This window comes from Brucella sp. IR068 (assembly GCF_049065885.1).
Classification (GTDB): Bacteria; Pseudomonadota; Alphaproteobacteria; order Rhizobiales; family Rhizobiaceae; genus Brucella; species Brucella intermedia.
In genome coordinates this window covers 332,393-352,155 of sequence record NZ_JBAKHE010000004.1, presented here as the reverse complement: position 1 = coordinate 352,155, position 19,763 = coordinate 332,393, and the positions used below count along the sequence as shown (strand labels likewise).

Sequence of the window (19,763 nt, the reverse complement as noted above, 5' to 3'; positions counted from 1 at the left end):
AGTATTTTTCAGTCAAATGGAAAGATGGAATGCTGCATAAATGCGGCGAAAACAAAGAGATAGAGCGCGCCCTGATTTGTTTCGCCAGGTGAAGCAGGCGGGAAATGTCAGTTGGTTAATCAATTGCTGCGCGGAAATTAACCCTGATTTTACAGAGGCTACCAAGGCGTAAACCCGAAACGGGGAATTTAAGCCCTTGTTAACCGGCTTCACGCGATAAGGAAGGCAACACCTGAGTGATGATCGAGCTGCCGTTTCCGGTGCTCCGTTGCGAATTGCTTTTGTGTCCTTTTGTCTCTGAGATTCCGATAGCGCCGGTTCGTCCGGCGCTTTTTTTTGCCCGCGCAAGGGCTGAGGAGGCTCAGTCCGCCAGAACGCGGGTCGGCGGGAAGGCGATCTCGACCACCGTTCCATGTCCCGGAGTGGAATCGATGGCAAATTGCGCCCGATTTGCTTCCACCATGGCTTTTGTCAGCGGCAGGCCCAGGCCGGTGCCTTCGTTGCGCCAGTCCTTGGCGCTTTCAGCCTTGCGCCGCTCCAGCGCGTTGACCTGCCGGAAAGGCTTCAGTGCCTGTTCCACCTCGGATTTGGTCATGCCGATGCCGGTATCGCGCACCCGCATCACCACATCGCCGTTCAATTCGTAGCTTGTCGACACGATCACCTGACCGCCCGGCGCGGTGAAGCGCACCGCGTTGGACAGAAGGTTCAGCGCGACCTGCTTGATCGAACGCGTATCGGCAACGATGTCGGGCAGGTTGGACTGGAAGCTGGAGCGGATGATGACGCGCTCGCGATTGGCCTGCGGCTGCATCAGCGCGATGGCTTCGGCGATGGCATCGTTGAGCGACACCGCTTCAAACTGCATGTCGAGAGCGCCGGCTTCGATCTTCGAGATATCGAGCAGGTCATTGACCAGCGCCAGCACATGGTTGCCGGAACGATTGATGTCGCGCAGATAATCCCGATAGCGGTCATTGCCGATAGGGCCGAACTTCTCGTCGGCCATCAGTTCGGAAAAGCCGATGATCGCGTTAAGCGGCGTGCGGATTTCGTGGCTGATGCGTGCCAGAAACTCCGTCTTCTGGCTTGAGGCGCGCTCCGCCTCCTTGCGTGCATTGGTCAGTTCTTCCTCGGTGCGCTTCCATTGCGTGATGTCACGCAGCACGGCACAGAACCCACGCGTATGCGGCAGCTTGCCGATGGTCATGAACAGCGGAATAAACCCGCCCTTGGCTTCGCGGCCAATCACCTCGCGTCCGTCATTGAGGACGCTCAGAACTCCGTTGCCGGAAAGACCGTGCAGATAGTCCATCGCAGCGCGCTGGCTTTCAATGGCGAACAGCATCGAGAAGAACTTGCCTTCCGTCTCCTCGCGGTCATAGCCGAACAGGGCCGAGGCCGAATGGTTCATGGAGCGGATGCGGCCTTCCGGGTCGATGAGGACAACGCCGTCGGTTGCCGTGTCGAGAATGGTCTTCAGTTCCTCGACATGATCGGCCAGCGCTTGCTTTTCTTCATCCTTGTCCATCGCCACCGGCGTTTCAACCGGAGCGGCAGCGGTTTCGACCGGCGCGGGTGCTGCGGGGGCTGCTACCGGCATCAGGCTCAGCATGAGTGCGCGGCCGTCGCGCCAGGCAATGGCATTGAGGTGCGCATCGACAGGCTCTTCACTGCCATCGGCGCGGCGCAGCACCATGCCCTGCCGCGTTTCGCCATCGTCGCTTTCGCTGTTGAACAGCACATCAACGCCACCCGCGCCGCGAATATCGTCGAGCGATTCATAACCGGTCAAATCGAGCAGGGCCTGATTGACGTAGTGGATCGTATCGCCCGAATGGATGATGACCGGCACAGGCAGATTGGCCAGCAGGGCAGTTTCATCGCCGTGCGCCGGGCTGGGGATGTGCAGTGCCGCTTCTTCAACGGCGACCGGCTGCGGGCTGCCCGCAACAGCCTCTTCCGACAGCGCGCCCGCCTCGCTGGTCGACCGCGAACTGGCGAGACCCTGCTTGCGCAGTCGGTCGGCGATTTCGCGGAAAGCGTTGCGTTCAGTTTTGGTGAGACCGCCTTCGGGGCGCTCTTCACGCTCCCGTTCCTTCAGGATGCGCGCCTGATCCGCCGCCACTTTTTCCTGAGCGCAGGCGTTCAGCAGGCTGATGACTTTGTCGGATTCGCGACGGCCGGGCGTCGGCGCAATATCGAGCGGCGGCTTGGGCAACGTGGCGACAGGCCTGTCGTCGTTGGCGACTTCTTCGCTCAACGCCAGAATGTCGTCGTCTTCTACAGGCGTCACCGTTTCCACGGTCTCGCTGACGGGCTTGCGCGTTTGCGGAATTCCGCCTGCAAGCACCAGACCGATTTTTTCAGGGTCCTTTTCCGCATCTGCCGGACGGACCACGCCGAAGCCGCGAAAGCCGGTGAACTCCCGATCACGGGAATAGACGGGCAGGGCGGCAAGCTCCACCGGCACACGCAGATCCGTGCCTTCCACCGGCCACATCAGGCGTTTTCCCGACCATGTATCGCGCTTGTCGAGCAGGGCGGCAATGCTGCCATCCGGATCGAAGCCGAAGACATTGGCGACATCGGCAAAGCGGCGTCCGACGACATCGGCTGCATTCGGCCCGATCGTCGCCGCAAGATCCGGAGACACTTCGGTGAATGCGCCATCCGGTCCAACCTTCCAGATGAAGCGCGCGGGAGGTGCATCCTGATCGAACACGAAATTCCGGGGCTTCGGCTGATCGGCTGAAGCTTGTTCGACCATATCGACGTTCGCGCTCTCGGCAGGCTCGGGGAGCATCTCTTCGAGTATCTCCTCGGCCTCGCCGGGCAGCGCAACGGGCGCTGCCTGCACGACGTCCGGCGCATCGCCGATAATGCAGAGGAGATGCATGGGGCGCGTATCGGTCAGCCGCGCAATCGCTCCCGGTACGGAATGTCTTCCAGCGCGGATGCGGCGCTTGACGATGCGGTCAGCCGCGTCTGCGGCTTCGATGACGAGGTCTTCCAGCGTGGCGGAAGAAATTTCAAGCGCGGCAAAACGCGGGCTCGCTGCAATCACGCGGCTGTTTGCGTCGATCAGGGCCACATGGGTGGTTTCATCGCTCAGACCGGAAATGATGGCTTCGGCCTTGGTGTTTTCGCCATTGGCCGTCAGCAGCAGGCCGGACACGCCATCGGGAAGTGCGATATGCGAAACGTTGAAACGGGTCAGGTCGGAACGCAGGCCACCGCCGAGGCGAATGGAAATGGTCCGGGTCTCACCCTCCGCATTGCTGTTGGACGAAGCAATCTGCCGGCGCGTGGCAATGGGCAGGTCAAGGCTTCCGCCGATCATGTCTTCCACGCGATCAAAGCCGAAAAGCTTTGCGCCGGGACCATTGACCCAGAGCACTGCCGACAGGTCGTGCGTCAGCACGAGCTGCGCATCGCCCTTTGCAAAGCCCTCGCGGATAGAATCCAGCGCGGCAATATCGATGAAGGGGTATGATCCTGACATACCAGTCCTTACCTGTTCTTTCGACCGCCCGCAGTGCTTGTTAACGCCCTGTTAATAAGCCTCTTATGGGCGCGGGTCCACATTGCCATTGGATATGGGCCGCATTTTCTATTTCATTAGTTAATACGGGAAAGGTAATTTTACAGGCCCAGGCCAATAACCCGGTTGTGCACAGCCGGTCATCTGGAATGGTTACCAGCCCGTGACCTTTATCAGCCGGATTTGATATAGAATCCCGCAATTGGGAATTTCTCAAAAAATAGAGCTATAATCACTTGCAATATGGATCGATTCTCCGTATGTGACCCCCTGTCGGCGACGCCAGAGCGTCACGCAGCCGACACAAAGGTACGCGGTCGTAGCTCAGTTGGTTAGAGCGCAGGATTGTGGCTCCTGAGGTCGTTGGTTCAACTCCAACCGACCGTACCATTGCCCTCACATATTAGCTGCGAGTTTAGAGAAGCGCCCACGCAAGGCCTGCGTGGCGGTTCGCTGAATTGGAACCAATTTCCCAGCCTTCCATTAGGTCTATAGCGGCCAGTTTTAAAGCCGCTGCAACCAACAGGAGGATTTGATCCATGAAACAGGTCAACCCGACTGAGGCAAGGCAAGGACGTGAAGGTAAGCCCGTTCTCATGGTGCTGCTGGTCAGTATCGCGGCGGCGCTGGCCGTCTGGGTGCTGGTCGAAATCTACGGTGCCGTCATTTCTCCCGATGAGAACACGCCGAACGGCGAAAATTCCTTGCCGCCCGCGACGACTGAAACAGTTCCTCCGGCTTCGGCCGAGTGAGCCGTAAGCGAATAATCCCGGCGGAACCAAACCCCACCATGCCCGTTATCGGGCATGGAACAATTCTGGGAACAATTCTGGGCTGAATTCACGCACGACAATATAGTCAGTTTGCCGGTGGTACTGGCGCGAATGCTGCTGGCAACCCTGCTCGGGTCCATCATTGGCCTTGAACGGGAATGGCGCAGGCGACCAGCCGGACTGAAGACGCATATGCTCGTCTGCCTCGCCTCGGCTACCTTCACGATCGTCTCGCTGGAACTCGTCAACGTGCCGGTATTCAACGATCAGAATATCCGGATGGACCCTTCGCGTCTCGTGGAGGCGATCACCAGCGGCGTTGCCTTTCTGGCGGCCGGTTTCATCATTTTCGCACGTGGAAAAATAACGGGTATCACGACAGGCGCAGGGATGTGGCTCGCAGCTTCCGTCGGCCTCGCCAGCGGTCTCGGCCTCTGGCATATCGCGATCATGGCGACGTTCATCGCCGTCGCTGTCCTGATCGTGGTGGGAAAGATGGAAAACTCCGTCGGCCCGGACAACAGCAAAGTCGACTGTAAAGTCGGGGGCAAGCCCTCCTGAGCTGTCGTCGGGCCTTATCCCTTTGAGGGATGGGTCAGGCTTCGGCGAGTGCCTCGGCAATGCGGTCCTTCAAGGCAAGACGCTGCTTGCGCAGGTTCGTCTCTTCTTCCTGGCTTACCGGTTCTATCTTCGTTTCCGCCCGATGGATGCGGTCGTTCACTGAATCATATTCTTCCAGAATCTGGGCAAAACGCGCGTTCTTTGCCTTCAGGGCATGGATGGCTTCGAGCTGACCGGGAAACTCTTCACCGAGCGTATGAGGGGTATTCGACATTCCAAGGCTCCTTCCTTTGGGTTGAAAAGAGCTTCGCAAGCAAGCAAGCCGGCAGCATTGATTGCAATCAAGCCCGGTGGAAAGGAACATGCCGAAACTGCATGGCTGGCATGCAAAGGGCGATCTTCTAAGCAGGCGGAACGATCCCCATCTGATGAGTGCGGACGAAGAACTGTCCGCGATGGAGAAAAAAATGTTTACCCGCTTCAATAATCGTTTCGGTCGTGCATTCGCGCAATTCGGTAGCGCCGTTCGTGCCTCTGCCGCTGTGCGCGCTGGTCAGAAGCCCACTGCGCAGGACCTTGAGACGCTTGGCATCGACGTTGACCAGTTCCGCCGCATCCAGGGTTAAGCAATCCAAGTAGGCGTATGCGTATCTGAGTAAAAAGCCCGGCAGTGCCGGGCTTTTGTTTTCTCAGTCTTCGTCCGTCGCCATCTGGCTCAGCAATTCGCCCTTGCCGCGCTGGCGCATGATCATCGGGACGACGACTGCGGCAATCGCAAGCGCGATCAGCACGATCGATACCCATGAATGTACCAGGGCCATCGGGTTGCCCTGACTGATCTGCAATGCCTGACGAAGGCTTTTCTCGGCCATCGGCCCGAGGATCAGACCAACGACAACCGGCGCGATGGGATAATGGAAGCGCCGCAGCACATAGCCCAGCACGCCGAACGCCAGAAGCAGACCCAGCTCGAATGAGACCGGCAGGCCGAACAGCATCGAGGTGGAGGCATTCGCGCCGATTGTTCCAAGCGTCGCGAAAACCAGAATGCCCGCATAAAGCCAGTGACGCGGGATGGTGAGCATCTTCACCCACAGGCCGATGAGGGGCAGGTTGAGAACCAGCAGCATGAGGTTGGCGACGAGAAGGCTCGCCACCAGACCCCAAACCAGCGTGGCATTGGTCACAAAGAGGAGGGGGCCCGGCTGCAGGCCGAATTGCTGGAAGCCGGCAAGCATGATTGCAGCCGTGGCCGTAGTGGGCAGGCCCAGCGTCAGGAGCGGCACGAGAGTTCCGGCGGCGGAAGCATTGTTGGCCGCTTCCGGTCCGGCCACGCCTTCGATTGCACCTTTGCCGAATTCTTCCGGATGTTTCGAGAACTGCCGTTCCGCCGAATAGGAAAGGAAGCTCGACACATCGGCGCCGCCCGCTGGCATGGCGCCGATTGGAAAGCCGATTGCGGTGCCGCGAAGCCACGGCATCCACGAGCGTTTCCAGTCGTTCTTCGTCATCCAGACGGAACCCTTGACGGCGATGACCTCATCTTCTGGCCGAAGCTTCTTCGACACGACTGCGAGTGTTTCGCCGATAGCGAACAGCGCGACTGCCAATGTGGTGACATTGATCCCATCGAGCAGGTTCGGCGTTCCCATGACGAGACGCGCCTGACCGGTCAACTGGTCGATGCCGATCAGTCCGAGCGCAAGGCCGATGAACAGGGATGTCAGGCCGCGCAGTGTGGAATCGCCGAAGGCCGCTGAAACTGTCATGAAGGCAAGCAGCATCAGCGCGAAATATTCCGATGGCCCGAAGGAGAGGGCGAATTTCACGACCCATGGCGCGACGAAGGCGAGTGCCAGAGTGGCTATCAGGCCCGCGATGAAGGAGCCGATGGCGGCTGTCGCCAGCGCTGGTCCGCCGCGCCCGGCCCGGGCCATCTTGTTGCCCTCCAGTGCGGTGACGATGGAGGCGCTTTCGCCCGGCGTGTTGAGCAGGATCGACGTGGTCGAACCGCCATACATGCCGCCATAATAGATGCCCGCGAACATGATGAGGGAGCCCGAAGGGTCGAGCTTGTAGGTAACGGGCAGGAGCAGCGCGACGGTGAGTGCCGGGCCGATGCCGGGCAGCACGCCGACGGCGGTGCCGAGTGTTACGCCAATCAGCGCATAAAGAAGATTCGATGGTTCAAGCGCCACCAGAAGTCCGTTGGCGAGAAGTGCGACAGTATCCATGAGGGCACTCAGCCTTTAAAGCATTTCCAGCAAATGCGCGAAGCGATTTGCGTGGTATAATGCGACAAAACAAGAAAGCATTTCCAGCAAAAGTGCGAAGCGGTTTTGCGTAGGATAATGCGACAACACAAGAATGCATTTCCAGCAAATGCGCGAAGCGGTTTTGCGTAGGATAATGCGATATCACGAGGACTTAGGGCATTTCCGACGTTTCAGCCGAAACGGGGAATGCTCTAAACGAATTGTTCGAGCCAGCCAGACGGCAACGATAGCTGCAGGCCGCGTGCAAAGATGAACCAGATCACGAAGGCAAAGACGATGCCCACGGGAACGCTGATCCAGAATTTGCGATAGCCGAAGCCGCGTGCGGTCGCTGCGAAAAGCAGGCCGGTGGACAGGGAAAAGCCGACAGTCTTCATCGTCAGCATCTGGAGGGCCAGACCGCCGATTATCCAGGCCATCGGCCCGATTTCCTGATGCTCACGTTCGGGGAAATCGCCGCGAAGCGCCTCGAACACGGTCCAGATCGCGAGGCCGAACAATCCGGCTGCGACGACATAGGGAACGGTTTTCGGGCCGACCGGCGAATAGCTCGTCACATCGTTGCCATAGGTTGTCGACCAGGCAATGGCGATGGCGACAGCTGCGAGAACGAGAGCGATGACGAGTGCAGCGAGGTCTGGCGCCGCCCTTTCGGGGCGGCGCTCTTCATGCTGGTTTGATCCTGTCATTTGACGAGACCGATTTCCTTGAGGATGGTTTCAGTCGCGGCAACGTCCTTGGCAAGCTGCTCCTTGAATGCCGGACCGGCAAGGTAGGTATCCGCCCAGCCCTTGTCCTTCAGCGCCTTCTGCCAGGATTCCGACTTCACCATCTTCTCGATATCGGCATTGATGGCAGCTTCCTGCTCGGCAGTGATGCCGGGAGCCGCGCCGACCATGCGCCAGTTCTGGATCGAAACGTCCACGCCGCCTTCCTTGAAGGTCGGTGCGTCGATGCCTTCCACGCGCTCGTCGCTCGAAATGCCGATGATGCGCAGCGTACCGGCCTTGATCTGCGATTCGAATTCACCGTAACCGGAAATGCCGACGGTCACCTGATTGCCGAGAATGGCCGCCAGCGCCTCGCCGCCGCCAGAAAAGGCAATGTAGTTGACCTTGGTCGGATCGACGCCTGCGGCCTTGGCAAAAAGGCCTGCGGTGATGTGGTCTGTGCCGCCGGCGGAGCCGCCGCCCCACGAAACCGAGCCCGGATCGGCCTTGAGCTTCGCGGCAAGGTCGCCAATGTTCTGGATGTCGGAAGAAGCCGGAACGACGATGGCTTCATATTCGCCGGTAAGGCGGGCAATCGGCGTGATCTGTTCCAGGGTAACCGGCGATTTGTTGGTCAGGATCGCGCCGACCATGACATAGCCGCCCACGATCAGCTGGCTCGGATCGCCCTTGTTCTGGTTCACGAACTGCGCAAGGCCGATGGTGCCGCCAGCGCCGGGAACGTTGATGACCTGCACGCTGCCGGAAATCTTTTCGTCCTGAAGCGCGCTCTGCATCGTGCGCGCCGTCTGGTCCCAGCCGCCGCCCGGAGCAGCAGGCGCAAGCACCTTGTAGTCTTCTGCGGAAGCAGAGCCTGCCATAGCCAACGCCGCTACCGACGTCAGGGCCAGAATAAATCTACGCATATGTCCTCCCAACGGAATATATTGCCGCCCTGCGGCGGACCTCCCCAAAGTCCCGCTTTCCTAGCAGGAGCAAACTACATGGAGATTAGCGAAAACAAATTCAATAGGCCAGCATATGCGACAATAGTTTGGCCGCAATTTAAGTGACACGCTTTCGAATCGCTTGAAGATCGCGCGCCGGAAATAGCCGTCGAGACCTGCTTGACGGCGGCAGCGGGCCAACGTAATAGTGTAACGACGGTTCCCCGACCGAGAGCGAAGGGGATTAATAGGGAACACGGTGAGGACGACCCGAAAAGGGGCCAAGACCGTGGCTGCCCCCGCAACTGTAAGCGGATTGCCGTTCATCCTCGTGACGTTGAAAGCGTCATGCCACTGCGCCGGAGAAGCGCGGGAAGGCAGATGAACAGCAGATATTCGCGAGCCAGGAGACCTGCCGTCTAGTGTTGTCCATTGTCACGGGCGGGGATGCCCGGAGCAGGAGCCGGTTATGACAGTTTTCCGCGTCGCAGGACGCTTCCTTCCATCGTCATCGCATGATTTCGACATGTCCCCGGATATGCCTGTCCGTCTTTCGCGCCGGATTTTTTCCGCCGCCTGACAGGGCTCGTTTCTCTTATCATTTTCGGGGATTCCTATGAAAATTCCAGGCAATACGCCGTTTCGTGCCGCCCTCTGCGCGGTCGCATTTCTGGCAAGCGGTCCGGCTGCACGGGCAGCAGAAACGCAATATCCGCTGACGCTGAAAAACTGCGGCCGTGATGTCACCTTCAAGCAGGCACCAAGCCGCGCCGTCGCGGTTGGCCAGAGCAGCGCAGAAATTCTCTATAGCCTCGGTCTCGGCGACAAGCTCGTCGGGACAGCGGTCTGGTTCGGCCCTGTCCTCAAGGGTTTCGAGGAGGCCAACGCCAAGGTAAAGCGGCTCGCCGATAACGATCCGAGCTTTGAAAGCGTTCTGGCGGAAAAGCCGGAAATCGTGACGGCTGATTTTCAGTGGCATGTAGGCCCCACGGGCATTGTGGCAAAGCCGGAACAATTCGAGGAGCTTGGCATTCCGGCCTACACGTCGCCATCCGATTGCGTCGGCAAGGATAATTCCGGTGGCGGCGACGGCGTTCGCACTGCGGCGTTCAAGATGGATATCGTCTATCAGGAAATCACCGAACTGGCGGAAATCTTCAACGTGCAGGACCGTGGCGAGAAACTCGTCGCCGACCTGAAGGCCCGCGAAGCAGCGGCGCGTGAGAAAATTTCGTCCAAAGGCGAAAATCTTTCTGCAGTCGTCTGGTTCTCCAGCGCACAGGTTGACGCTGACCCCTATGTAGCGGGTAAGTTCGGTGCGCCGGCCTATATTCTTTCGGCGCTCGGCATCAGGAATGTGATCGACAGCGAGGAAGAATGGCCGACAGTCGGATGGGAGACGATCGCGAAATCGAACCCGTCGATGATCGTTGCCGCAAAGCTGGATCGCCGCCGCTATCCGGCTGATGACATTGCCGTCAAGCGCCAGTTCCTCGACAATGATGCTGTCACGAAGCTGATGCCTGCGGTGAAGGACAAGCATGTCTTCGACATGGATGCGCAATCGATGAGCACATCGCTTCGCGTGATCGAGGGCATCGAAACGCTTGCCGCCGATATTGCCGCCTCGGACCTCGACAAGTGACGGCGCGGGCAACAGCAACGGGCTTGAAACACAAGGGAAGGGCACGCTCCGGCGTGTCTTTCCTGGTCTTTTCGCTTGTCCTGCTTCTTGTCGCCCTTTGGCTTGGGGCTGCGATAGGCGAAACGGCGATACCGCTCGACGTGGTTGCCAAGACCGTGGCCAACCGGGTGTGGAACGCCGGATATGCGCTCGAACCCATCGATGAGGGCATCGTCTGGAGTTATCGCCTCAGCCGGGCCGTCATCGCCGCATGTTGCGGCGCGTCGCTCGCAATATCCGGCGTCATCCTGCAATCGCTGCTGCGAAATTCACTTGCCGATCCTTACATTCTTGGAATTTCTGCGGGTGCTTCGACCGGGGCTGTCGGCGTCGCCATTCTGGGCATCGGCGCTGGTGTGCTATCGCTTTCGCTGGGCGCTTTCATCGGAGCCATCGTTGCCTTCTGCCTTGTTTCCCTGCTGGCGCTGCGGGCAGGGCGGGACAGCAGCGCGATCATCCTCGCCGGCATTGCCGGTTCACAGCTTTTCAATGCGCTGACATCATTCATCGTCACCAAGGCTGCAAATGCAGAACAGGCACGCGGCATCATGTTCTGGCTTTTGGGTAATCTTTCGGGCGTGCGCTGGCCGGACGTCATCCTTGCCCTGCCTGCCTGTCTGGTGGGCCTTGCCATCTGCCTGTGGCATTCACGGGCGCTGGATGCCTTTACCTTCGGAACGGAATCCGCAGCTTCGCTCGGCATACCGGTACGGCGCGTCTATGCGGTGCTGATCGGCGTCAGCGCCATGATGACGGCGGTCATGGTATCCATCGTCGGCTCTGTCGGCTTCATCGGGCTCGTCATTCCCCATGCCGCCCGAATGGTGGTCGGGGTTCGGCACGGCAGGCTGTTGCCTGCGGCGGCTCTGATTGGAGCAATCTTCATGATCGTTGCCGATATCCTGTCGCGCATAATCATTCCGGGGCAGGTGCTTCCGATTGGCGTCATCACGGCTTTGTTCGGTGCGCCCGCCTTCGCCCTCTTGCTCGGACAAAGAAGGGCGTCGTCATGATCCTTTCAGCACGCAATGTCGGCTGGTCGGCGGGCAATGTCGAGATTTTGCGCAATATTTCGCTAAACGTGGCGGAAGGTGAATTTCTTGGCATCATCGGGCCGAACGGATCGGGAAAGACCAGTTTTCTGTCCCTGCTGTCTGGCGTGCGCCGGTGCCGCGTCGGCGAAGTGAACCTTTGCGGCGCGCCCATCGGCAGCTTCAGCCGTCGCGAGATCGCACGCCGGATGGCGCTGGTCGAGCAGCAGGCGGGCACCACGGAACGCATCACGGCGCGTCAGGCGGTGGAGCTGGGGCGGACGCCCTATCTGGGCGCGCTGTCGCCATGGTCGGCGGAAGATGATGCAATCGTTGATCAGGCGCTGGCAAATGTCGATATGGCGCATCTGGTCGACCGCTACTGGCACACGCTTTCGGGTGGGGAGCGACAGCGACTGCACATAGCCCGCGCTCTGGCGCAGGAACCACGGATATTGCTGCTGGACGAGCCGACCAATCATCTCGATATCGGACACCAGATCGGGCTGCTCGATCTTGTCAGCCGGCAGAAGCTGACGGTCGTGGCTGCCTTGCACGACCTCAACCACGCCGCGATGTTCTGCGACCGTATCGCGGTCATGGACCGCGGAAACCTCGTCGCGCTGGGCACGCCCCGCGAGGTGTTGCGGGCAGAGCGCATCGCCGAGGTCTTCGGCATAGAAGTCGACGTCGAGCACACGGGCATCGACGGGTGCCATATCCGCTATCGAGCGCCGGACCGACGTTCTGTGAAACTCAGATATTCGGCTTGACGGGGGTGAGAGGATTGAACAGCAGTCCGCGACGGTCATTATCCTGCTTCATGTGGATATCCTAATAAATATGGTAACAAGTAGGATTATAAAATAGAAATTGCTAATATAGATACTTATAAAATAATACTAACATTATGATAAGTTGCACGTTTTATTCAATTTAATCACAGTAAATTGACTGTATTTATTGACAATCTGTTTTCATGGCGTTGACGATGGCGTTATAAAGCCTCAGCGCATCAGGGCATATGCACCGAGTGGCAGGCGTAGCCTTGTCTCCAGGTGCATTGCAGAAGGACAGAAGAGATCATTCTTTGATTTGTTCCGTCATTCTCGGTCCTGATATGCGGGTCTCTCTGGCTTTCGGCCGGAAAGATCCGTTTTGGATCAAGAAACAATATTGGCACGCCCGCATTAACGGGCGTGCGGCAAATGCAGTTATTTCAATGAATTACTCTATTTATAATGAGCGGCGGCTTTTCATTCTGGAAAGCCGCCGTAATTTTTTTCAGGGATATTGAGCACCGGTGACGGTGAGATAGACCGCATAAAGCGACTTCGTGGCGGCGATGAAAAGCCGGTTGCGGCGCGGGCCGCCAAAAGTCACGTTTGCGACTGTCTGCGGCGTTCTGAGCTTGCCGAGGAGCGTGCCTTCCGGGGAGAAACAGTGCACGCCGTCGCCGGCGCTGGTCCACAGGTTGCCGTCCGTATCGAAGCGGAAACCGTCCGGCAAGCCATTATTGATGGTGCAGAAGACCGTGCCGCCGGTGACGCGTTTGCCGCCATCCACAACGTCGAAGACGCGGATGTGGCGCGGTGCGTTCTCGTCGTGGCTGTAGGCGCTGTCGGCAACATAGAGCCTGGTTTCGTCAGGGGAGAAGGCAAGGCCGTTCGGCTGATGGAAATCGGTGATGATCGCATCGAGTTCGCCCGTTTTCGGGTCAAGGCGATAGACGTTGCGTGTCGGCTGTTCGGGTAGGGCCTTGTAGCCTTCATAATCGGCCATGATGCCGTATGTCGGATCGGTGAACCAGACGGTTCCGTCTGAACGCACAATCACATCATTGGGGGCATTGAGCTTCTTGCCCTGGTAGCTCTCGGCAAGCACGGTGATGCTGCCGTCCGGTTCGGTACGGGTGACGCGCCGGCCCCCATGCTCGCAGGTGACGAGGCGTCCTTCGCGGTCGCGCGTATTGCCGTTTGAGAAATTGGATGGCTGGCGGAATACGGAAACTCCGCCTTCTGGCACCCAGCGCAGAATGCGCTGGTTGGGAATGTCGCTCCACAAAAGGCAGTTCTGGTCACCGAACCACACCGGACCTTCCGCCCAGCGACAGCCGCAATAAAGCTCGTCCAGATCGGCGCTCGGCACGATCATCTGCTTGAAACGTTCGTCGTGGATTTCGTAAATCGAAACAGTCTGTAGCAAGGAAAATTACTCCGGAAAAACTATCGCGTAGCCCGACGGCCACTGGCGAGGATGATCACCGCAATGATGGTGAGCCCGGTCAGGACGAGGCGGACACCGGCGCCGAAACCATAAGTGTTGAGCATCGAGACGATGAGGAACATGAACAGGGCCGCGCCCCAGATGCCGGGGATGTTGGAATCGCCACCGGCAACCGCTGTACCGCCGATGATGACGACAGCAATCGACATCAGGAGATATTCCGCCCCCATGTTCAGCGCCGCGCCGCCCGAGAAACAGGCAAGCAGGAAGCCGCAGAGCGAGGCCAGAACGGCGCAGAGCAGATAGGTGATGAAGCGCGTGCCATCGACAGGGATTCCGGCCATGCGCGCCGCGAAAGGATTCTGGCCGATTGCAGAAATCCAGCGCCCGTAGATGCTCTTTTTCAGGAGTACCCAGCCAATGACCGACAGGATCAGAGCCACGATGGCGACATTGGGAATGCCGAAGGTCGAGGCTGTGGTAAACTGTGCCAGGCTTTCCGGCGGTTTTACGCGCAGGCCGCGATTGCTCCAGATGGCGGTTGATTGGATCAGGAAGCTCATCGACAAGGTGGCGATGATGGGCGGAATGCGCAGGAGCTTGATCAGCGCATAATTGCAGATGCCGATGGCAAGGCCGATGAGCAGCGCCACGGCGAGCCCGGCGAGGATCATTCCCTCCTGGGAATCCATCAGCTTCAGCGCCAGCGTTGCGGCGAGCGTCATGTTGGCAGGCACCGACAGATCGATATTGCCCGGGCCGAGCGTGATGACGAACATTTGGCCGAGGCCGACGATCACCGAGAAGGATGCAAAGGTGAAGGCAGCGTGGGAAAGCCCGTGCGCGCCTGCGCCTCCGGTGAAAAGAATGGTGATGATCCACACGACGACGGTCGCGATGAACGACCATATCCATGGGCGGCTGGTAAGCAGGGCGAGACCGTTCATTGCTTTTTCTCCCTCTTTTCGAGGCGGTTGAGGAAGAGGCGCAGGGCCAGCACCACGATGAGAATGCCGCCTTGCGCTCCGATCTGCCAATCCGGTGAAATGCGCATAAAGGAGAGGAACGATCCTGCAAGCGTCAGTGTGAGCGCGCCGATGACAGCGCCGATGGGCGAGACGCGCCCGCCGACGAATTCACCGCCGCCCAGAATGACGCCTGCGATGGAGAGAAGCGTATAACGTAGCGCGATATTGGCGTCCGCCGATGTGGTGAGGCCCACCAGCGCAATACCTGCAAGCACCGCGAAGAAAGCAGCCAGCGCATAGGTTCCGGCGCGGATCGTGGTGACAGACCAGCCGGCGCGCTCGATGGAGCGCGTGTTGCCGCCCGCGCCGCGCATCAGCACGCCGAAGGTCGACCGCATCACGATGAAATGCGTGACCAGCGCAATCAGAATGCTGGCGACAATAGCCATCGGCATGAAAGGCGGCTTGGCGGTCATGATCCACCGCGCCCAGTCGGGAGCCTGGCCGCCCGGCGATGGCAGCAGAAGGACTGCGAAGCCGCCCCAGACGAAGCTCATGCCCAGCGTGACGACGATGGATGGCAGGTTGCGCAGATGGATCAGCGCGCCGAGCGCCGCATAAGCCGCAATAGCGGCGGCGAGGATCAACACTCCGATGATGGGAGCGGTGTGAAGATAGGTGGCGGCGACGCAGACCACGAAGCTCACGAAGGTGCCCATCGAAAGATCGAGGTCGTTGACGGCCATGATCAGCATCTGGGCGATGGTTGCCAGTGCGATCGGGACGGCAAGATTGAACAGGAGGTTCAGCCCGGTGTAGCTCATGGCACGCGGCTGCATGTAGAAGACGGCGGCCAGAAGCAGGACCAGCGAGAACACCGGCGTCAGCAGGCGGATGGTGGAAGAGGAGAGGCGCATTATTCGTGACCTCCCTCGAATGATGCGGCAAGCACGTTCTTTTCCGTAATGTCTTCGCCGGTCAGTTCAGCAACGATAGCACCGTCGCGGAAAACATAGACGCGGTCGCAAAGTTCGATTTCGTCCATTTCGGTAGAATACCAGACGAATGTGCGCCCGTTTTCCGCCTCATGGCGCAGAATTTCATAGACTTCCTGCTTGGTGCCGACATCGACGCCACGCATCGGATCGTCCATCAGGATCGTATGCGCGCTGGTTGCCAGAGCGCGGGCGAACAGCACTTTCTGCTGGTTGCCGCCCGACAGTGACAGGATGCGGTTGCCCATATCAGGCGTGCGTATCTGGATGCGGTCCTTCCATTCTCCGCCGAGCGCGTCTTCCCTTGTCTGGTCGACGAGTTTCAGCGACGAAAGCCGGTCGAGCGAACTGACCGTGAGATTGTGCAGGATGCTCCACAGCGGAAAAGTGCCGTTGAGGCTGCGGTCGCCTGCGACGAAGGCGATCTCGCAGGTCCGGGCCGGTATCCAATTGGGGCGCCGCGCATAGTAAAGGTCGAGCAGCATCCTGGTCTGTCCGTGCCCTGCCAGACCGGCGAGGCCGATGACTTCGCCCTTGAAAGCCTGAAACGGCTTTATGTCGGAGGCGCGCTTTGCGAAGGACAGAACGGGTGAGCCGGTGGCATCCGTCTTTGCGACGCGGCGCGCCGCTTTCTCGCGCTCCACGCTGCCCATGGCTTCGACGAGGCTGCGATTGGTAAATTCGCTGGCGGCGCGATTGGCGACGACCTTGCCGTCCTTCATCACCACGATGCGGTCGGAGGTGGAGAGAATTTCGCCCAGCATGTGCGAAATGAGGATAACGGCACCGCCGGTTTCAACGAAGCGACGCACATAGGCCATCAGTTGCGCGGCAATGCCTGCATCGAGCGATGAGGTCGGCTCGTCGAGAATGACCAGTTTTGGTGCAGTGCCGGGAGCGGTGAAGTTGATTGCGATTTCCACCATCTGCCGCTCGGCAATCGACAGTTCGTCGATGGTCGCGCTGCTGTCGATCTTGTGGCCCGGAAAAATCTCGTTGAGCTTTTTGGAAATCAGTTCAACGGCCTTGCCGCGCCAGTTCGCGCCTTCGAGGTCGCGTTGCATGATGCGGACATTCTCGGCAATCGTCAGGTTGGGGAACAGCGACAGTTCCTGAAACACGCAGCGCACACCGTGCTTGCGTGCCATCGCCACGCCATGTCCCGCTTCGCCGTGATAGGAAACGCTGCCTTCGTGCGGCGACAGCCCGCCATTGATGACATTGACGATGGTGGATTTGCCCGCGCCATTGTGCCCCACAAGCCCGACACACTCGCCTTCGCGGATCACGAGTTCGGCGCCATCCAGTGCTTTCACCGCACCGAACTGCACGCGGATATTGCGCGCGGCGACGACCTCTCGTTTCTCTGCTGCTTCTGTCATACGTTCATCTGACTGCTGGAAATGCTGAATAGAGGTGACGGAAAAGGGCGGGAACGAAACCCGCCCCAATCGTCTGATGATGCAACGCGCTGCTTATTTCGCGGCGTCGATGACCTTCTGCGCGTCTTCAAGCGAATATTCGACATTCGCGACGCCACCCTTCTGGGTGTTGGCAAGGTCCTTGTCGAGCGATTCCTGGCTGACGCTGAGGAACGGAACCACAAGGTCCTTCTTCACGTCCTTGCCGTCGAGAATCTGCTGGGCAACCCAGAAAGCAAGCGTGGATACGCCGGGCGCAATCGAAACCGACATGGTTTCGTAGCCGTTGGTGTCCTTCTGCTGTTTCCACCACTGCAGTTCGTCCTCACGATTGCCCATGATGATGATCGGCGTTTCGCGCTTGGCGGCGGCGAAAGCCTGCGCAGCGCCGTAACCGTCGCCACCCTGCGTCACGACCGCATCGATTTTCGGCAGGCTTGGGAGAATGCCCGCGACGGCACGCTGTGCGACGTCTGCGGCCCAGTCGCCATTGACGGAACCGACGATCTTGAATTTCGGATGTTTCTTCACGCCTTCTTCGATGCCGGCATGGATATTGTCATCGACGGAAACACCGGCAAGGCCGCGAATTTCGAGCAGGTTGCCGCCATCCGGGAGGCGCTTGGCAAGATAGTCGATCTGTCCTTCACCCATCGCCTTGAAATCGACCGCAATGCGCCATGCGCAAGGCTCGGTCACGATGCCGTCGAAGGAAACGACCGTGATGCCCGCATCGCAGGCTTCCTTGATCGCGCCATTCAAGGCGGTTGGCGAGGCGGCATTGATGACGATGGCGTCATAACCCTGCAGGATCATGTTCTGGATCTGCGCGGCCTGTTCGGTCGCCTGGTTTTCAGCCGTCGTGAACGGGTCGGCAGCAGCCACCACGCCGGCCTTCACGGCTTCCTTGGTGATCTTGTCCCAGCTTTCCAGCATGGCCTGACGCCACGAGTTGCCAGCATAATTGTTCGAGAATGCGATCTTCTTCGATGATGTGTCGGCCATTGCGCTGCCTGCGGCCAATACGCCTGCCAGTGCTGCGGATGCGAAAAGGATTTTTGCGAGTTTCATTCATTCCTCCCAGTTGCCAGTATGCGACCCGCAGCGCCCCGGCACTTCGGATCGTCTGAATTGATTGTGGCGCGAGCCTCCCGCACCGCCGCTCCTCAACGGCACCAGTCCGCGCCTGATGCGATTTTTCACTCTTGTATCGCGGGCAATTTTCTGGTGAAGCGAGGATGAAAGAAGAGAAGCCTTCTGTGAAGGCCCATTGAAGCAACTGACTTGCGGGTTCCCGCAGCAAAATTGCGGAAACCCGCAAGACGCGCCGAGGATGTCGCGGCGTATTATAGCTTCATGAGCAGTTTGCGTTCTGGAGGAGAGACGCTTGCTTGAACTCGCCCCCCAAAGGTTGCTCGACCACTATCTGAATATTTCCAGATTGCTGGCGGGACAACTCGACTTCGATTCCATCATCCGGGCGGTGGCGGCGGAGATCACGCATATCGTGCCCTATGACCATCTGGACGTCTGCATCAAGACGCTCGATGGCAAGTTTCATATCGCCTATGAGAGCGGCATATCGACGGACTGGAGCCGCAATCCGCCCGCACCGCTTTCCGGCAGTCCCATTCGAACTGTGCTTTCCGGCGAGGCCGATCATCTTCTCACTGACGATGCGCGCACCGATCCGCGCTTTCATTTTACGGGTGCTTTCTCCAGACCCATTATCGAGCACGATCTGAAGGGCCGCCTGCATGTGCCGCTAAAGGCGCAGGGCGATATTATCGGCGCGCTCAGCTGTTCCAGTCTCACTCCCGCCTGCTACACCATGCGGGACGTGGAAAATGCCCAGTCGATTGCCGATCTGCTTACCCCGTATTTCTTCGCGATCCGTGCGGCGGAGCAGGCCAAGCGGTCCGCCATTGTGGAAGCGGAAGCGCGAGCGCGGGAGGAAGGCTTGCGCTTCGGCGCGCTTAAACTGACGGAAGCGCTGGAAATCGAGCGCCACCGCATCGGCATGGACCTGCACGACCAGACGCTCGCCGATCTGACACGACTGGCGCGCCATGTGGAGCGGCTCACCCATGCCCCGGACCTCTCCGGCGAGCAGCTCGAGCCGCTGTTTCGGGGGCTCCAGCATTGCATGCACGATCTTCGGCAAATCATTGAAGAAGCGAAGCCTTCGATCCTCCAGCTGTTCGGTTTCGTGCAGGCGACGGAAAACCATCTGGGCCGTTCGGTGCGCGACAGCGGATCGTCCGTCGAATGGACGCTGGATGACAGCAGCGGCGGCATGGCGGATCGGCTGGAAGAAACGGTCGCGACCTCGCTGTTTCGCATCGTGCAGGAGGCAATCAACAATGCAATCCGTCATGCTCATGCAAGCCGGTTGCGCGTCGCGTTCCGCAACAAGGGCGGTCGCCTGCATGTTGAAGTGGCGGACAACGGCATCGGTATGGATCGCCATACGCAGCGTCCCGACGTTGGGCATGGGATCGACAATATGCGCACACGCGCGCGGTTGATTTCTGCGAGTTTCGCTATCAGGAAAAACGGGGAAGGCGGCGGCACCAGTGTGACGATTCACCTGCCTGCGGAAATGTGCCGGGAGGGCGGAGGATAAA

The 19,763-nt window shown here is 59.2% G+C and carries 18 protein-coding genes, 1 tRNA gene and 1 riboswitch; of the genes, 9 read left to right on the top strand and 10 right to left on the bottom strand.

The genetic code is table 11. The features are described from left to right. Positions 1–361 precede the first annotated feature (361 nt). Positions 362–3,505, bottom strand: a complete 3,144-nt coding sequence (gene pdhS / locus ACOWVS_RS09440; protein WP_063620257.1) for a cell-division control histidine kinase PdhS — start codon at positions 3,503–3,505, stop codon at positions 362–364. A 352-nt stretch (positions 3,506–3,857) separates the two neighbouring features. Between pdhS and ACOWVS_RS09435 the strand changes: the two genes are divergently transcribed. From ACOWVS_RS09435 to ACOWVS_RS09425, 3 genes are all read left to right on the top strand, one after another. After that, a tRNA-His gene (locus ACOWVS_RS09435) sits at positions 3,858–3,934 on the top strand. Positions 3,935–4,083: 149 nt separating this feature from the next. Next, positions 4,084–4,296 (top strand): hypothetical protein, encoded by a 213-nt coding sequence (locus tag ACOWVS_RS09430; RefSeq protein ID WP_063621138.1) that lies wholly within the window; start codon positions 4,084–4,086, stop codon positions 4,294–4,296. A gap of 54 nt (positions 4,297–4,350) precedes the next feature. Beyond that, on the top strand, positions 4,351–4,878 hold the full coding sequence (locus ACOWVS_RS09425; RefSeq protein WP_006469183.1) for an MgtC/SapB family protein: 528 nt from the start codon (positions 4,351–4,353) through the stop codon (positions 4,876–4,878). Positions 4,879–4,912: 34 nt separating this feature from the next. Here the strand turns inward: ACOWVS_RS09425 and ACOWVS_RS09420 are convergent, their stop codons facing one another. Beyond that, positions 4,913–5,152 carry a YdcH family protein gene (locus ACOWVS_RS09420; RefSeq protein ID WP_006471972.1) on the bottom strand — a complete coding sequence of 80 codons (240 nt, stop codon included), beginning with the start codon at positions 5,150–5,152 and terminating at the stop codon, positions 4,913–4,915. A gap of 88 nt (positions 5,153–5,240) precedes the next feature. On the opposite strand from ACOWVS_RS09420, the gene ACOWVS_RS09415 reads away from it, so the two are divergent. Then, complete coding sequence (locus tag ACOWVS_RS09415; RefSeq protein WP_075041846.1) at positions 5,241–5,504, top strand: hypothetical protein; 264 nt, start codon at positions 5,241–5,243, stop codon at positions 5,502–5,504. 63 nt (positions 5,505–5,567) lie between these two features. Here ACOWVS_RS09415 and ACOWVS_RS09410 read toward each other — a convergent pair whose 3' ends face one another. The 3 genes from ACOWVS_RS09410 to ACOWVS_RS09400 all read right to left on the bottom strand — a co-directional run bounded on the left by ACOWVS_RS09410 (position 5,568) and on the right by ACOWVS_RS09400 (position 8,790). Further along, positions 5,568–7,112, bottom strand: coding sequence for a tripartite tricarboxylate transporter permease (locus ACOWVS_RS09410; protein WP_006469180.1), 1,545 nt, complete (start codon positions 7,110–7,112; stop codon positions 5,568–5,570). A 233-nt stretch (positions 7,113–7,345) separates the two neighbouring features. Beyond that, a complete protein-coding gene (locus tag ACOWVS_RS09405) occupies positions 7,346–7,843 on the bottom strand; it encodes a tripartite tricarboxylate transporter TctB family protein (protein ID WP_063621134.1) in 498 nt (165 codons plus the stop codon). Then, the gene (locus tag ACOWVS_RS09400) at positions 7,840–8,790 is read right to left on the bottom strand and encodes a Bug family tripartite tricarboxylate transporter substrate binding protein (protein WP_006471974.1); all 951 of its coding nucleotides are present in this window, start codon (positions 8,788–8,790) and stop codon (positions 7,840–7,842) included. The genes ACOWVS_RS09405 and ACOWVS_RS09400 overlap by 4 nt, the downstream gene beginning before the upstream one ends. 221 nt (positions 8,791–9,011) lie before the next feature. Next, a riboswitch (cobalamin riboswitch) is annotated at positions 9,012–9,246 on the top strand. A gap of 181 nt (positions 9,247–9,427) precedes the next feature. Here ACOWVS_RS09400 and ACOWVS_RS09395 point away from each other — a divergent pair. The 4 genes from ACOWVS_RS09395 to ACOWVS_RS09380 all read left to right on the top strand — a co-directional run bounded on the left by ACOWVS_RS09395 (position 9,428) and on the right by ACOWVS_RS09380 (position 12,823). After that, the gene (locus tag ACOWVS_RS09395; protein ID WP_063621132.1) at positions 9,428–10,456 is read left to right on the top strand and encodes an ABC transporter substrate-binding protein; all 1,029 of its coding nucleotides are present in this window, start codon (positions 9,428–9,430) and stop codon (positions 10,454–10,456) included. Continuing rightward, positions 10,453–11,508 carry a FecCD family ABC transporter permease gene (locus ACOWVS_RS09390; RefSeq protein WP_100652645.1) on the top strand — a complete coding sequence of 352 codons (1,056 nt, stop codon included), beginning with the start codon at positions 10,453–10,455 and terminating at the stop codon, positions 11,506–11,508. The genes ACOWVS_RS09395 and ACOWVS_RS09390 overlap by 4 nt, the downstream gene beginning before the upstream one ends. Beyond that, a complete protein-coding gene (locus tag ACOWVS_RS09385) occupies positions 11,505–12,299 on the top strand; it encodes an ABC transporter ATP-binding protein (protein ID WP_075041847.1) in 795 nt (264 codons plus the stop codon). The genes ACOWVS_RS09390 and ACOWVS_RS09385 overlap by 4 nt, the downstream gene beginning before the upstream one ends. A 260-nt stretch (positions 12,300–12,559) precedes the next feature. Continuing rightward, positions 12,560–12,823 (top strand): hypothetical protein, encoded by a 264-nt coding sequence (locus tag ACOWVS_RS09380; RefSeq protein ID WP_138725209.1) that lies wholly within the window; start codon positions 12,560–12,562, stop codon positions 12,821–12,823. On the opposite strand, the gene ACOWVS_RS09375 is transcribed toward ACOWVS_RS09380, so the two are convergent. From ACOWVS_RS09375 to ACOWVS_RS09355, 5 genes are all read right to left on the bottom strand, one after another. Beyond that, a complete protein-coding gene (locus tag ACOWVS_RS09375; RefSeq protein WP_075041915.1) occupies positions 12,811–13,680 on the bottom strand; it encodes an SMP-30/gluconolactonase/LRE family protein in 870 nt (289 codons plus the stop codon). The two genes, ACOWVS_RS09380 and ACOWVS_RS09375, sit on opposite strands and share 13 nt — an antisense overlap. A 71-nt stretch (positions 13,681–13,751) precedes the next feature. Then, positions 13,752–14,699 carry an ABC transporter permease gene (locus ACOWVS_RS09370; RefSeq protein WP_063621126.1) on the bottom strand — a complete coding sequence of 316 codons (948 nt, stop codon included), beginning with the start codon at positions 14,697–14,699 and terminating at the stop codon, positions 13,752–13,754. Then, complete coding sequence (locus ACOWVS_RS09365; RefSeq protein WP_063621124.1) at positions 14,696–15,637, bottom strand: ABC transporter permease; 942 nt, start codon at positions 15,635–15,637, stop codon at positions 14,696–14,698. The genes ACOWVS_RS09370 and ACOWVS_RS09365 overlap by 4 nt, the downstream gene beginning before the upstream one ends. Then, the gene (locus ACOWVS_RS09360; protein ID WP_063621122.1) at positions 15,637–17,097 is read right to left on the bottom strand and encodes an ATP-binding cassette domain-containing protein; all 1,461 of its coding nucleotides are present in this window, start codon (positions 17,095–17,097) and stop codon (positions 15,637–15,639) included. The genes ACOWVS_RS09365 and ACOWVS_RS09360 overlap by 1 nt, the downstream gene beginning before the upstream one ends. A 93-nt stretch (positions 17,098–17,190) precedes the next feature. Then, on the bottom strand, positions 17,191–18,207 hold the full coding sequence (locus ACOWVS_RS09355; protein ID WP_063621120.1) for an ABC transporter substrate-binding protein: 1,017 nt from the start codon (positions 18,205–18,207) through the stop codon (positions 17,191–17,193). Between the two features lie 316 nt (positions 18,208–18,523). Between ACOWVS_RS09355 and ACOWVS_RS09350 the strand changes: the two genes are divergently transcribed. After that, positions 18,524–19,762, top strand: a complete 1,239-nt coding sequence (locus tag ACOWVS_RS09350) for a GAF domain-containing sensor histidine kinase (RefSeq protein WP_063621118.1) — start codon at positions 18,524–18,526, stop codon at positions 19,760–19,762. Position 19,763 lies beyond the last annotated feature (1 nt).

Excerpts from the sequence above, each read along its gene's own strand:
- ACOWVS_RS09405 (WP_063621134.1), bottom strand. The coding sequence starts at position 7,843 with ATGACAGGATCAAACCAGCATGAAGAGCGCCGCCCCGAAAGGGCGGCG.
- ACOWVS_RS09370 (WP_063621126.1), bottom strand. The coding sequence starts at position 14,699 with ATGAACGGTCTCGCCCTGCTTACCAGCCGCCCATGGATATGGTCGTTC.
- ACOWVS_RS09420 (WP_006471972.1), bottom strand. The coding sequence starts at position 5,152 with ATGTCGAATACCCCTCATACGCTCGGTGAAGAGTTTCCCGGTCAGCTC.
- ACOWVS_RS09395 (WP_063621132.1), top strand. The coding sequence starts at position 9,428 with ATGAAAATTCCAGGCAATACGCCGTTTCGTGCCGCCCTCTGCGCGGTC.
- ACOWVS_RS09400 (WP_006471974.1), bottom strand. The coding sequence starts at position 8,790 with ATGCGTAGATTTATTCTGGCCCTGACGTCGGTAGCGGCGTTGGCTATG.
- ACOWVS_RS09385 (WP_075041847.1), top strand. The coding sequence starts at position 11,505 with ATGATCCTTTCAGCACGCAATGTCGGCTGGTCGGCGGGCAATGTCGAG.
- ACOWVS_RS09365 (WP_063621124.1), bottom strand. The coding sequence starts at position 15,637 with ATGCGCCTCTCCTCTTCCACCATCCGCCTGCTGACGCCGGTGTTCTCG.
- ACOWVS_RS09410 (WP_006469180.1), bottom strand. The coding sequence starts at position 7,112 with ATGGATACTGTCGCACTTCTCGCCAACGGACTTCTGGTGGCGCTTGAA.
- ACOWVS_RS09355 (WP_063621120.1), bottom strand. The coding sequence starts at position 18,207 with ATGAAACTCGCAAAAATCCTTTTCGCATCCGCAGCACTGGCAGGCGTA.
- ACOWVS_RS09415 (WP_075041846.1), top strand. The coding sequence starts at position 5,241 with ATGCCGAAACTGCATGGCTGGCATGCAAAGGGCGATCTTCTAAGCAGG.
- ACOWVS_RS09430 (WP_063621138.1), top strand. The coding sequence starts at position 4,084 with ATGAAACAGGTCAACCCGACTGAGGCAAGGCAAGGACGTGAAGGTAAG.
- ACOWVS_RS09425 (WP_006469183.1), top strand. The coding sequence starts at position 4,351 with ATGGAACAATTCTGGGAACAATTCTGGGCTGAATTCACGCACGACAAT.
- ACOWVS_RS09360 (WP_063621122.1), bottom strand. The coding sequence starts at position 17,097 with ATGACAGAAGCAGCAGAGAAACGAGAGGTCGTCGCCGCGCGCAATATC.
- ACOWVS_RS09375 (WP_075041915.1), bottom strand. The coding sequence starts at position 13,680 with ATGATCGTGCCGAGCGCCGATCTGGACGAGCTTTATTGCGGCTGTCGC.
- pdhS (WP_063620257.1), bottom strand. The coding sequence starts at position 3,505 with ATGTCAGGATCATACCCCTTCATCGATATTGCCGCGCTGGATTCTATC.